14 protein-coding genes and 1 pseudogene are annotated in these 13,009 nt (G+C 40.0%); 6 read left to right on the top strand and 9 right to left on the bottom strand.

Features of this window, described 5'->3' with window-relative positions; genetic code table 11:
• The first annotated feature begins 91 nt into the window (after positions 1 to 91).
• The 3 genes from GNE10_RS22640 (at position 92) to GNE10_RS22630 (ending at position 2,085) form a co-directional block, all read left to right on the top strand.
• Positions 92 to 511, top strand: coding sequence for a hypothetical protein (locus tag GNE10_RS22640; protein ID WP_260447007.1), 420 nt, complete (start codon positions 92 to 94; stop codon positions 509 to 511).
• Between the two features lie 64 nt (positions 512 to 575).
• On the top strand, positions 576 to 1,718 hold the full coding sequence (locus tag GNE10_RS22635; RefSeq protein ID WP_185567091.1) for a WG repeat-containing protein: 1,143 nt from the start codon (positions 576 to 578) through the stop codon (positions 1,716 to 1,718).
• A 61-nt stretch (positions 1,719 to 1,779) separates the two neighbouring features.
• On the top strand, positions 1,780 to 2,085 hold the full coding sequence (locus GNE10_RS22630; protein WP_260447006.1) for a hypothetical protein: 306 nt from the start codon (positions 1,780 to 1,782) through the stop codon (positions 2,083 to 2,085).
• A gap of 25 nt (positions 2,086 to 2,110) precedes the next feature.
• Here the strand turns inward: GNE10_RS22630 and GNE10_RS22625 are convergent, their stop codons facing one another.
• The 7 genes from GNE10_RS22625 to GNE10_RS36110 all read right to left on the bottom strand — a co-directional run bounded on the left by GNE10_RS22625 (position 2,111) and on the right by GNE10_RS36110 (position 8,778).
• A complete protein-coding gene (locus GNE10_RS22625) occupies positions 2,111 to 2,404 on the bottom strand; it encodes a hypothetical protein (RefSeq protein WP_185567089.1) in 294 nt (97 codons plus the stop codon).
• Between the two features lie 272 nt (positions 2,405 to 2,676).
• Positions 2,677 to 3,900, bottom strand: a complete 1,224-nt coding sequence (locus GNE10_RS22620; RefSeq protein ID WP_185567088.1) for an SMI1/KNR4 family protein — start codon at positions 3,898 to 3,900, stop codon at positions 2,677 to 2,679.
• Positions 3,901 to 3,980: 80 nt separating this feature from the next.
• A complete protein-coding gene (locus GNE10_RS22615; RefSeq protein WP_185567087.1) occupies positions 3,981 to 5,030 on the bottom strand; it encodes a hypothetical protein in 1,050 nt (349 codons plus the stop codon).
• 61 nt (positions 5,031 to 5,091) lie between these two features.
• Positions 5,092 to 6,561, bottom strand: coding sequence for a hypothetical protein (locus tag GNE10_RS22610; RefSeq protein WP_185567086.1), 1,470 nt, complete (start codon positions 6,559 to 6,561; stop codon positions 5,092 to 5,094).
• A 73-nt stretch (positions 6,562 to 6,634) separates the two neighbouring features.
• Complete coding sequence (locus GNE10_RS22605) at positions 6,635 to 7,384, bottom strand: hypothetical protein (protein WP_185567085.1); 750 nt, start codon at positions 7,382 to 7,384, stop codon at positions 6,635 to 6,637.
• A gap of 150 nt (positions 7,385 to 7,534) precedes the next feature.
• Complete coding sequence (locus tag GNE10_RS22600; RefSeq protein ID WP_185567084.1) at positions 7,535 to 8,275, bottom strand: hypothetical protein; 741 nt, start codon at positions 8,273 to 8,275, stop codon at positions 7,535 to 7,537.
• A 227-nt stretch (positions 8,276 to 8,502) separates the two neighbouring features.
• Positions 8,503 to 8,778 (bottom strand): hypothetical protein, encoded by a 276-nt coding sequence (locus GNE10_RS36110; RefSeq protein ID WP_260447005.1) that lies wholly within the window; start codon positions 8,776 to 8,778, stop codon positions 8,503 to 8,505.
• 186 nt (positions 8,779 to 8,964) lie between these two features.
• Here GNE10_RS36110 and GNE10_RS22590 point away from each other — a divergent pair, with 186 nt between their 5' ends.
• Both GNE10_RS22590 and GNE10_RS22585 read left to right on the top strand, forming a co-directional pair.
• Positions 8,965 to 9,414, top strand: a complete 450-nt coding sequence (locus tag GNE10_RS22590; RefSeq protein ID WP_185567083.1) for a hypothetical protein — start codon at positions 8,965 to 8,967, stop codon at positions 9,412 to 9,414.
• 154 nt (positions 9,415 to 9,568) lie between these two features.
• Positions 9,569 to 9,964, top strand: coding sequence for a DUF2809 domain-containing protein (locus tag GNE10_RS22585; RefSeq protein WP_311774841.1), 396 nt, complete (start codon positions 9,569 to 9,571; stop codon positions 9,962 to 9,964).
• 19 nt (positions 9,965 to 9,983) lie between these two features.
• On the opposite strand, the gene GNE10_RS22580 is transcribed toward GNE10_RS22585, so the two are convergent.
• Positions 9,984 to 10,598, bottom strand: coding sequence for a lysozyme inhibitor LprI family protein (locus tag GNE10_RS22580; protein WP_260447004.1), 615 nt, complete (start codon positions 10,596 to 10,598; stop codon positions 9,984 to 9,986).
• Positions 10,599 to 10,610: 12 nt separating this feature from the next.
• Entirely contained in the window at positions 10,611 to 11,756 is a 1,146-nt protein-coding gene (locus tag GNE10_RS22575) for an IS4 family transposase (protein WP_311774840.1), read from the bottom strand.
• Between the two features lie 311 nt (positions 11,757 to 12,067).
• Here GNE10_RS22575 and GNE10_RS22570 point away from each other — a divergent pair.
• Positions 12,068 to 12,931: pseudogene (locus GNE10_RS22570) on the top strand (transposase); the annotation flags it as partial.
• Positions 12,932 to 13,009: the final 78 nt, after the last annotated feature.

Genomic DNA, 13,009 nt, shown 5'->3' with positions numbered 1-13,009 from the left:
GCTATGATTTATGGCTCATTGATTCGTCTAATGCTCAAGCGAATGGCTTCTTAAACTTTTGTTTACGAATCAGCTCTTAGGAAGACGGGATTTGAAAAGTATTAGACTTAGAAGGCAAACTTTTGTACCCTGGAGAGAAGTTGCTATCATTGCAGGGATAGTTTTAGTTTGTTATGTCCTGCTCAAGTTCTACATCCCCCGTCGTTTAGCATTTATGATATCGCAATCGGCGTTTGAACAAGTTCGGTTACAACTTCCTATTTCTGCAAAAGGAAATATCAAATTAAACCGCAAACTCGGTTTATATGAAGTTGATGAATACGCTATGGATTCTCGTGGTGGTGTATATTTTCGTGTCTTCTGGGGTGGTGATGGTCTAAGTCCTGATACCATATCCTATGGTTTTGTTCATCAACCGAATAGTGAAGGAAGTCCATTTGGTGCTGCTCATTACCAAGTATTTTACTTGTACGGTGATTGGTATTGGTTTCGTGTATCCGATGATTTTTAGGGATGACAATTGAGCTAGTTTTGAGCTATGGATAAGTGACATTACTACTTATTCAGTCACAAATATGAAATCTCATATTCACCATCCCTTGATTTTGCTAGTAGCGATAACTGGGATAACATTGTTTTCAACTCCATCTATATCTAGTGATACTCATCAATCAATATCTTCTATCACAGTTAAGTCTACAAAAGAGAATTCATTACCCCAGTTATGGGATGTAAAAATCAACGGAAAATATGGATATATTGATCGCACTGGGAAATTAGTAGTTAAACCCCAGTTTGATTATGCTTCGTCGTTTTATGAGGGATTAGCTCAAGTCCAGGCGGGTCAAAAATGGGGGTATATTAACCACACAGGTAAATTGCTCATCAAGCCACAGTTTGATAATTGCGATCGCTTCTTGAATGGGTTTGCTAAAGTCGAAGTTGGTAAAAAGTGGGGAATCATAGACAGTAATGGTAAGTTTGTGGTTAAACCACAGTTTGATAGTCTTGAAGCTTTTGTCAATGGTTTTGCTTTGGTTGCTATCGGTAAAAAATGGGGATTCGTTGACAATAAGGGTAAATTAGCCATCAAACCTCAATTTGATAGTGCTTGGTCATTCTTTGAGGGTTTAGCAGCAGTTCAAATTGGCAAAAAATGGGGATTCGTTGATAACAAAGGTAAATTAGTAATTCAACCTCAGTTTGATACTGCTTGGTCATTTTCTAAGGGGTTAGCAGTAGTAGAAATTGGTAAAAAATGGGGATTTATTAATCCAAAAGGTAAATTAGTCATCAAACCTCAATTTGATGCAGCTTGGTCATTTTATGAGGATTTAGCAGCAGTCCAAATTGGAGGTAAATGGGGATATATTGACCGCACTGGTAAATTAGTCATTAAACCCCAGTTTGATATGACTTGGCTTTTTGAGAATGGGTTAGCACAAGTAATAGTTGGCGGAAAATCGGGATATATTGACCGTACAGGGAAACTAGTGATTGAACCAAAGTTTGATAAGATTGGTTATTTCTCCGAGGGATTAGCAGATGTACAAATTGGAGGTAAATGGGGATATATTGACCGCACTGGTAAATTAGCGATCGCACCACAGTTTGATAGTGCTTATTCCTTCTCTAATGGGTTAGCAGAAGTGCAAGTTGGAGAAAAATCTGGATATATCGATCGCACTGGTAAATATATTTGGCAACCAACCCAGTAATTATATAATTTTCAATAGATTTAAGTCTGAAATATTACGACATAATGAGATGACAATAGAGATGGGAATTCTCCAAATTAATACCAGGAATTACGAAGTGATTCCTGTTGCAACTAGCGAGATATTTTATAAATTTTGGTTGCCTGCTTGTAGGTATCTTGGTTTACAATTCATCAGTCATTTTCATGATGGTTCTTTAAATGTCGTGTCAGTAGAAGATGTTCCTATAATTGTAGAAGAATTGATTTGTTTACATTCTTATATTTTAGAACAAGAAAATTTAGCTTTTATGAGTGAGAGAATAGAACGGATAATCCAGGTATTTCAAAAAACAGATACGACATCATATAAATATGATTTTGGATAATGAATTTAATTTTCAAGATTGATGTTTATAATACTTTGATACAGCCGTCTTTGATTTCGATTTTAGAGTCATCTTTGACTTCGACTTTTCCACAAGATGTTTCAATGACAGCAGATCTACCGCTACCTTGTATCGTTGCGGCTCCAGTCGTACGACCATTGAATGTAACTTCTTTCGTTGAACCATCCATCTGGACTTTCATTACATGTTTGTCCGAGTCGTTATTGGAATATTGGATATAAACAGAAGCCCAAGAGGGGGCAGAAAAAATAATGCTTGGGATAGCAGACAACATCGCTAATAAAAGTATTTTTTTCATAGCTTTTATAAAACCATTTTTATGTATATCTATTTTTTTACTTTAGAAAAATAAAAATGACATGAGTAGTTGTACGTAAATTATATGACTGTGGCTATAACTGCATAAAAATAATTATTTTCGCACAAGTTTCACATTTTTAAATTAGCCGATGAAGATTAGGTTGTAAGTCTGTAAAGGTTAATTAAATTTTCAGATTAAAAAATTAAAAATCAGCAAACGCCAGGTCTAGCACACTCACACTGGAAAAATAGATCCAGATGATGGGTCATTTAGGGATACAATATATTATATATGTACTCCAACCTTTCTAAAATTCGTTGAGATCGCATCTCAGTTTGCTCTGCATTAAACCCAAAGTTGTACCGCATCTTACCCATATTCTTAATTCGCCATTGGTTGATTTTATAATCTATTTCATTGCTCATCTTCACTTGCTCATTTGTGAGTTCAGGAGCGATATCGATTCCGATGGTTTCTGCAAGGAGTCTGGCAAAATTCACATAATGAAAGTATGGATAATCTCGAATTAATTCCCCAGAGCGAAGAAAATCTAGTAATCCTTCAATTGTTGATAACCCATATTGAATATCATCTAGAAAATCCTTGAGCAATTGTTCTGGAGAAAACTCACAAAAACGAATCCAATCCCCCTGAATTTCAACCTCGTATCCTTCCTGGGTGAGAAACAAATCGCGCACAGGATTATCCCAATCGACAATTCGTAACAACCCTGGATATTGCCGATTTCCTGGATTTTTGAGCCAATCCCCCGACTTTGCCGCTTTCAACTTTGCGAGGAACTCAGGTAAAGGCTGATTCCATAGTTCCACAGAATTGTTTGCCATAACGTCCTCAATCGACCAGTAATTTCCTAGCCGTTCCCAATTGCCACCATTGCAGACTTCTAGCAAAAATGTTCTGTAAACTTCAGGCAGTTTAATTCCATGTTGTGCTTCTAACGCGCTCAACTTTGCTTCAGAAGCAATTGGCGGATTAGTCGTGATTTGGGCATAGCGATTGTATGGATCGAATTTTCGCAATCGAGCGAGGGTGACGTGAATTCGTTCAGGAACGCTTAACCATTTTCGCAGGGGTAATTGGCAACCGAAATGACGCTCCACTGTAAAAATGTCTTGATCGTATACTCTCACCCTTCCTTGCGGGTCGTGAGAGAATTGAATTTGTAACTGAGTCAACACCTGACAGAATTGCTCTGCATCATCATCAGTCGGAAATAATCCCACAAGATGGGGATGCTTAATTGTCTTTATCTCCCGATACATAAACTCACAAGCTTCCGCCTCATCCGTAAATTCAAACAGCAGTTGTTGAACCGCACCACGCTCGGTATAAAAGACTTGCCAGCGATCGCACGTTTGAATCAAGCAAATCTCATCATCACCCATTTGGCGAATTTGATACAGGCGACAACCTTCGCCCCAAAGTTTAAGATCAAGTAACTCTGCATTCAGATATTGAACATATTCCCACATTTACTCACCTCGAAAACACCCATCTCAATCACCGCCAGTTATGTCTTCACTTGTTATCATGGGTTTTCCCGCTACATTGATTAGGCGATCGCAACCACCTTTATCCCTTGCTTGGTGGCAACAATAGCTTGGAAAGATGTGTAGTCAAACACCAAAGTATTAACCACTGCATCCACGTCATAGGTTTTTATTATTTCCCCTGTCTGAGCTGACAGCACTGCCAGAATTTGCCCTACACCACATAATAACCTGTTGTTATCCAGCCAAACGATATCACTTTGCCAAGGATTTAATCCATCATGGTCATGGTACAACCGAAAGAATTGACCCCACATTTTCTCCCGATATTGTGACGATTTTTCCCATTTTTTCCATATTTCATGGAGTGGTTCCTGCGTTTGTGGGGATAAAGTGCTTAATATCGAGCGTTCAAGCCGAAAACTTAACAAATCAACACCTTGATATCGATATGCAGTATAAGCCAGACGCTGACCATCTGGGCTAAAACTCAAGCCGCCACGATGACAACGCACACCACCTGAATATTCACCCAAATAGGTCAATTTACCCTCAAGCATACTGTCAATTCTGTAAATATGATGGAACTCATCCATATCTACAGAATTAACAATGAGAAACTGCATTTGTGGATCGATGGCAAAAGCAGCATTATAATCTCGCCAACGACGCAACCAACGAATCTGCTCACCGCTTTCTAAATTAACTAGATAAATATCCCCCCAACCCTCACCAACCAATAAATAGCCCTGGCAAGGTGTTAATCCCAACCAGGAAATATGGGTACATTTACCATGTCCATAATACTCATCCTCCAGGGAAGTCTCCACATAGGGTGCATGGGGTAAGTCAACTCGTTGCAAAACGGACAAATCATCCCAGCGACGTATCTCAATCCCATGCTCTAAGGAAACATTACTGGGGGTGATCACAAACCTGTCTTTATCAGGTAACAAAACAATACTTGGTACTGATTCAAAATCATAGGGTAACTCGATTTGTCCAATTATCCGGGGTTGTTGGGAAATATCCCACTTCACCAAAGAATGAGGGTATATTGGTGCGATCGCCTGTTTCCTTACCCCGTCGTAAATTAGTGCTTTGCAATCCATACACCTTGCCCTCCTAGCCATCGCCATTAATTTTGAATTTTGAATTTTGAATTTTGAATTGTTAAGACTCCCCTTGTTCTGCACGAAAAAGCCGGAGGAATCCCCCATCAAACCATTCCCCGTAGTGAAATCGCAGTTCCCCGGATAGTAGCATCTGACCTCGACAGTAGAGAAAGTAGGTTTCTTTAGGGAAATAACTGTGCAAAGGGAGCAATCCTTTTTTCAATGCAGTTCGCTCCCCATTTTGCCAGAGTCTTGCCAGGTGAGATGCTAAACAGTTCAAGAAAAATTCAGCTTTAGGTAAGGAAGGATCTGTTCCTAAAGTTACCAACTCATCCTCTCGTCCTCTCCAATCAACAGACATTTCCCAATCTTCGATGGGAGGTAAGCAGGATTCCAGCGCAGCCCAGACAACTAACTCTAGGTACGTCGGCTCATTCACGTTGGTAAATAAGGTATTCGCATTTATTGGCATTGCAATTTCTAAAACCGTCAACAAGCCGATCGCATTGTGATGCACACTTCCTGTAACCAGTCGATACTGCTTCCCATCGGCTTCAAAGGGAATCGTATATGGGTATTGCAATTTTGCTTTTTGAAAATGCTGTAAGCAAAGCTGATGAAAGTCAGGTTGAGGTAGTGGTGGATCAAAAAACATCCAATCTAAACACAAACTATTGTTTTCTTGGGTCACAGAAGCACCACCTAAATAGTGCCATAGCTTTTCAGCTTGAATGACGCAGCGTTGCAGATTTGGATAAGCAACTAGACGAGCAAGAATTTCTGGCGAGATTTCCCGGTTGAGTAGGTTTGCGTTCACGAAGTGACTCCGTTGCGTTAGCTTCCCGCAGGGTAGGAGTATCGCCATCTGATGCAACAGTTCATATCTAATTACCGCAACCTGATTGGGTGTATATAAACGTGCTTGTTCTTCAAAAAATAGTAGATAGGTGCTAGCAGCTTCCTCAATCTCAGACAAAATCTGGGGAATTAGTAAAGAGTGAGTAGGACTCGCAGCAGACGCAAAGCGTAAATTCCACTGGGTTTCATTGAGCAGTTCAATTCCCTCGATTTCTTGCAGATTACTCCAATTCCGCGCAACCTGCATCACCTTCAATGCAGTGCTATATGGAATACCGTACATCGGATAGTAACTCCCCGGATACCATAAACAAATCGGTTCATTGTAAGACTCGCCATAAATTTGAAACAGCTGATCGATCAGTTCCCAAATAGCCCAATTTTGATAACCTTGCGGTAGCTTCCAACTGCTCTCACCAATAAGCTGTTGACAATCCCTGACAAAGAAGCGATTATCCTCATTCTCGTACATTTCACGCGCCTGAAAGCACTGCCAAAACGCATCATTATGGGCATGACGTGCCAAAAACTGAATTAGGAGCGAATCGTCATATCGGGTTATGGCTTTGCGACTGTGGCGACCAGAGAATAACACACCTGAATCGCTTTGTGCGATCGCTAGTGTATACCCATCAATTAGAACAAACGTTTTTCCCTGCTTATCTCTCATCCAGCAACTGGTTCAAATAGGTGAAAAATGCTCTAATAACGATTAAATGCTTGAATTTCTCTAACCTTAACCATTAAAGAGGTATGAATTCAGCATTTTCTAAAGCATTCCTCCAAGCGATACAAGCAGCTAGACGATAATCAGACTCCCTAGAGTGATATTCGTGATAACTGCCATTAAAGACAGTAATTTTGAGGGATGAAAAAGCTTTTTTTTCTAGATGAGAATATTTAAGCAACCCATCGATAATTCCTTCGATTGACTCTGGAATATATTCGTCAGGAATAACTGTCTCATTTGGAATTTGCCAAATAATTTTAATCTGATTGTCTTCTAAATTCTGTTCTAATTTGAATACAATATGACCGTGATGGTCGATAGAAGAGCTACCTCTGATAAATTTACCCTCAGTAATTAATGGTTCTTTAATTGAATAACGTTGATACTCACAACCATGCCAGATATCTAATTCAATTACATTCTGAAATGTTTCCCAAATATTTACTACCCAATGCAAATTTTCCACATATTTACAAATATCGTCCCAAGCGGAGTTACGAATATGTTTATAAATTTTCAGCAATATATATAACTCACGAATATCCTGTTTATTCGGCTCCTCTTGGATAACTAATTTCATTAAACGTTGAGCAACTGTGATAGTTTCCTGGGTAAATAGCTCTTCTGAGTCTTCATCGTCTTCATATTTTCCTAGTTCTGGTTGCTCATGTAGTGACTCAATTATTTCATTTAGCCAACCAATCTTTTTTTGTCTAGCTTCATAGGTATAGTCTTTTGCCCAGTATAATTGTTTGCGGTTCATATAATCAAATTGTTTCTAATAATAATTGTTAGATATATCATACAGAAAGTACTATTTTATGTCTATGATCTAAATATAGGTAAATGCACTCATCAAGCAATCTATAATATTAGTTAAAAATTAAGTTTTATTGCATCACAAACGTTTGCACTACGTCCACCATATCTCATCTAGCAAATCTCGTTTTCTTTCTAAAGGAATTGCGGGACAATTTTCAATAAACTGCTTCAACCTAGCCTCTGACAAACCCATTAAATATCCTTGGAAAAGAAGATACGGACTTTGCTGAGAATTCAAAATTGAGATCGATTTTTCGATTTCGTAAATCTCTTTATTTAAAAAATTGAGATGCATTTGTAACCATTGCTTCGGTGTATAGCGTTCCATCACAACATAAGTCAACAACGGTTGTAAGCAGATTTGAATTTTCACTTCATGTCCTTCTTGTGTCAGAAACAACCCGTAAGTCTCTTGTTCTGGAGGATACAACCCAATTCGTAATAGTCCAGGAAGGACGTTAATTTTCAGGAGATAGGGTAACTCGACTGCATCAGATTGTTTTCCTGTTGCCAGAAATTGGCGAACAAAATCAGGCGGTGACTGGTGCCATAACTGGTTAGAATTATGCTGTATGATTTCATCAAATGTCATCAAGCGATCGCGCTCGGCACAATCCCAACACCCTCCATTTCCCACCTCTAGCAAAAAAGCAGCATAGGCGAATGGTAGCTGAATTTCCAATGCTTTTAGAATCGCCATTGAACCAAGCGGTGGATTTAAGTCTATTGCCAAACACATTCCATCTGGATCGAGGTATTTCAAGCGATCTAACGCCAAACGAATCTCCCTAGCAACTTCAATCATTGCAGTTTGATGGGCGGTTAAATGCATAGCTCTAACCCAGAGACTTGCTCAAAAAACATAGTAGCAAAGGATTCACAACGAGGCATGATTTTTGGAAGTTCAACCCGTAGCATTGCGATCACAGCATCAACATCCTCACAATCACAGTATAAGTGTTCTAGATGATACCCTAGTAAAGCTTCGGGGGTTTCCGTACTCCCACAGCAGTTGTGAGCAACCCAAGCGATGAAGGATTTTGTTGCGCGATACTCCTTTCAGGAGTGGCTGCCGCCATCGCATTCGATATCCAACAAATAAGCTCGAATAAAAAATTCCTCTGAGTAGCCAAGGGCAATTGGAAGCGTTTCAATCAACCCTTTTTTGAGGCATACTTTCGCACCTTTAGTGGTAATTTCCAGTAAATCATCAGCAGGCTTTTCAATCGCCAGAATCTGAGCATCAGCCCAAGCGATTAGGTTCTGCTCAGACACCAACCCAATATTCCACAGGGTGAGTGCGATCGCTAAAGGACTTGGATTTTCTAGTGACATACTCCTCACATCTTCCACCCAAAAAATGGTGAGATTAAATACTAAGCATAAAGCTAAAAGTATTAATTTATCGTTAAAAGCAAACAAAAATACTGTAGCTATATCGCCCAGATTTTCGATTTTGCTGTATGTATACGTAAATGTGCAAGATATTAAGTTAACCTAAATTAGGATTTATTAGCTCAAATGTTCCCAAAACTAAGATGGCGATCGCGTAGCGGCTCCCCGGTCGCATCGCTGCTTTTGATACTTCCTTTGCTAATCGGCGGAATTTATCTGCTGCAACCGACTCCCCCTGCGCCTTGTGGAAGCCTGAAAAAATTTGGCGCGCTTGAGCAAGGAGAACGCTGTATCATCAATCGTAACGTTACCCTGGAAGGTAATCTCAAACGACTGCCCAATCAACTAACCGTCAAAGGCGACCTAACTATTAGCGGTACGTACATTGAAGAACTGCCCAATGCAATGGTGGTTGACGGAAACCTTTTTTTGTACAAAACAAGCATTGCCAAGCTGCCCCCAGATTTGCAGGTTCAAGGAAGTTTCGATCAATATAGTGGATTTGGTTCTCCAGGGGTTAAATGCAGTGCAATTCCTAAAACTGCTGTTATCAAAGGGAATCGCAACTGTCACTAATTGCGATCGCAATAGACTGCAAATCAAATCTGCTAACTGTATGTCGCCACTCAGCAGACTTTGCCACACTAATTCACTAATTGGATTCATCAATTTAGTCCAATTTTAAAGAACAATGTTACAATCCTGGCGAATCAAACCCAGGAAATCAATCGTGCCTAAACAATTTTCTAATCTCAAGTGGTTGAGATTTAATCCTACCTCTTTCACACTGTTTGCGATTCTATTTGCAATAGTTGTGATAATTGCACTCTTCTTCCGAGATGATTGGATTAGACCGTTACTGGGCGACGTTTTAATTGTCATGGTGATTGCTTACTTTGTTCATGCTTTTATTGCAGTTCCACTACGGAAGGTTGCTATTGGAACTCTCATCTTTGCCTACTTGATTGAGTTGCTTCAGTTTCTTAATCTCATTGATATTTTAGGCTGGCGAAACTCCCAGCTAGCTCATTTAACAATTGGATCTACTTTCGACTGGCGAGATTTGGTTGCTTATACGCTGGGGATTGCGATCGTTTTCCTCACTGCGAATCGTTTGAAGTCATAAACTACTATTATTTTCCTCTTTATCGAGTATTCATCATTGCTTTGATATGGCGTAAACGTCCCAGATTTAGACGATTTAGGCATTGCTTCCTTCTGGTTTGACTACCAAAAAACTGTGACTCAAACTTGCAATACTGAGTTTGATAACGCTCCCAAAGAGCTTGAGTGGTATCTTGTCCAGATGTAACTGGGGCTTGCTGCTGCTCGTCTTCTGGATCGTATACAGCTATCCCCTTTAGATCCGCAATGCGATCGTTATTTAGCCGAGCTAAACAGCGATGATAGAGCATCGGTGCCATAGAACCTTCCTTCAAAGGCTCAACCAACTCGGTACAATGTGCTTCACGATAGTCTTGCCAGTATTTCTGTGCGATCGCAAATGTTTGCTGATACTGCTTCGATAGTCTTTTTGCCCAATCGCCATAAATGCTTGATTGCAAAAGCTGAGTTGTTTTCGACCAATAGACCGCGCATCGATTTAACCCGATCTGCGTCTTATCCACACAATTTAGCTCTGGAATTCCAGGTCGTACAGAACCACTGGAGAGAGCCAAACCACGAGCAGGTGCTGCCAAAAGTTCTTCAAGTTGACGAAGACGAGCCTCTCTGAGACGAATGGCACTAAGAAAAGCCATAAGCCTTACCAATTAAGCGGTTTGTAATTGTTTACGTAATTCATGCCGGGGCTTTGTCATTAAAGGGTAAGCTTTAGGGCGGCGTTTTTTGGTTCGTGGTTCAGTTCTAGCGGGGCGGTCAGGAACCTCCTTGTGAACAATAACTTTAAGTAAAGTGCGATAAAGTCTGTTGCGTTTTCTAGAGCCAGCAATCTCTAATTTAGGAATAAAGTGAATTAAATGATGGCGAGTACCTTGTAAAGATAAACGTAAGGGAGGAGTATTGTAAGTATTCCCAGCCTGCCACATTAAGCTACGAAGTAAATTATAAGCGAGTAAATAAACATGAATTTCTTTACGTACCATTGAGGGGGTTTTGCATCGTAAAATATCCATTCCCAAAGTTGTTTTTAAATGTCTTAAATCCAGTTCAACATCCCAACGTTTATAGTAAAGCCCTACTATTTCAAGAGTGGGATAACTTGTTTTATCTAATAAAGTAGTGATGAGACTAACTCGTTGACTGCGAAAACCAGGAATAACAATGTAGTAGTAAATTTCCCGTACAGTTATGGAAGGAGGTAGAGCATCAAATTCATCCTTACTCAACCCTTTTGGGCATCTTGTAGGTTTATACCAAGTAACAAGCTTGTCACAATCACCAACAATTTTACCTTTACGCATAGTTGTTGTCCGAGATTGGTGCTTACGAAATACTGCATCACAATCAAGTTTTGTAATAGCAAACATATCAGCATAAGCACAAAAGGCTCTATCACCTAAAAGAACATCATTGGGTTTGAGAAAACTGTATAAATTCCTCGCTAATTTAATATCATGAGTGTTCATAACGTCTATACACAAAGCAATTGCGGCTCCCGTCACCAAACTAAATATCACACCAATTTTAGCAATTGGAAACCCACATCCCTTTTTTTGACTACTAGTTTGAGGGTATTCTTTCTGGTTTTCTTTTGTGTCAGGCATAGAAACAGTCGAACCGTCTATTACTAACACCTTTCGACCGCACCATAAGTGTTCTTGTGTCACTTTGTTTTCTAAATTTCGTGCCGAATCATTGAAAAGCTTCTCTAATAATTTCTCTGGTAATCTTGCCCGTGCTTGGCAGTATGCACTCGTATCTGTTGACGGAATTTGGGGTAAAAGTAGCGAAGACACTGTTGGCGAATTGCGAAAAGGCTTGTCCAGGGCGGGTGGCTTGAGGAATAAAGCGATTATAATGATATGACCCCAAGCCATGTATTACACAATAAAAATTCACCTAATAATTGCTATCAAGTTTTTAAGTATCAACCAAACCTAAAATATTTTGTTTTTGAAAAACTAACCATGTAATGCACGGCTAAATGTCTATAACTGTGTACTACATGGTTAGATACTGGAAGTTAACCCTGTTGGCCAATTCAAAAGAGTCATCTCAAAAAGGAGTAGGATCAACATTAAATTCCAAAAGTTGGGCGTGAATCAATATGTCGATACATCCCCAAAATATACCTGACATACCCGTTGAAACTGTACAGGTGGCTCGTGCTGCCTTCCCCAAGGGAAATATTTACCTACAGATACGCGATACATTGGGCAGTATTTATGAAGATGAAGCTTTTGTAGAGTTGTTTTCGCAACGGGGACAACCAGCAGAGTCCCCTTGGCGACTAGCACTAATATGTGTAATGCAGTTTGTGGAAAATTTATCAGACCGACAAGCAGCAGACGCAGCGCGGGCGCGAATTGACTGGAAATATGCCTTAAGCTTACCGTTAACAGACAGTGGCTTTGATTTCTCCATTTTATCTGAGTTTCGGACTCGGTTGGTGAACTCTGGTATGGAGCAAAAGCTACTGGACATACTTTTGAGCCAGTTACAGTCAAAAGGGCTATTAAAAACCCATCGACGACAGCGCACAGATTCGACTCATGTGGTAGCAGCAATCCGCTCCCTGAATCGACTGGAAACATTAGGAGAAGGAATGCGTTCTGCCCTCGATAGTTTAGCAGTAGCCGTACCAGAGTGGTTAACTGCCCACATTCAACCAGATTGATTTGACCGCTACGGTCGTCGAGTAGAAAACTATCGTTTACCTAAATTGGATTCAGAGCGAGAAGCTTTAGGCAGTACGATTGGCGCAGATGGATTAGCTCTATTAGATGCAATTTATGCACAAACATCGCCAGATTGGTTACGCCAACTGCCTGCTGTGGAGACTCTTCGTCAAATCTGGGTACAGCAATTTTATGCCCCACAAGAAGATGGGTCGGTAAAATGGCGTAGCGTCAAAGATATGCCACCATCAACATTGGCAATTCACTCTCGTCATGATGTCGAAGCGCATTATAGGGGTACAGCCGGGATACGTGCAAAATGGGACATGTTGTAAAGTTTTGTAAAGAAATCAGGTTGAAAGCATTGATTT

Origin of the sequence: Nostoc sp. 2RC (assembly GCF_014222165.1) — a bacterium.
GTDB lineage: Bacteria > Cyanobacteriota > Cyanobacteriia > Cyanobacteriales > Nostocaceae > Nostoc > Nostoc linckia.
This window is presented reverse-complemented; position numbering and strand designations above follow the sequence as displayed.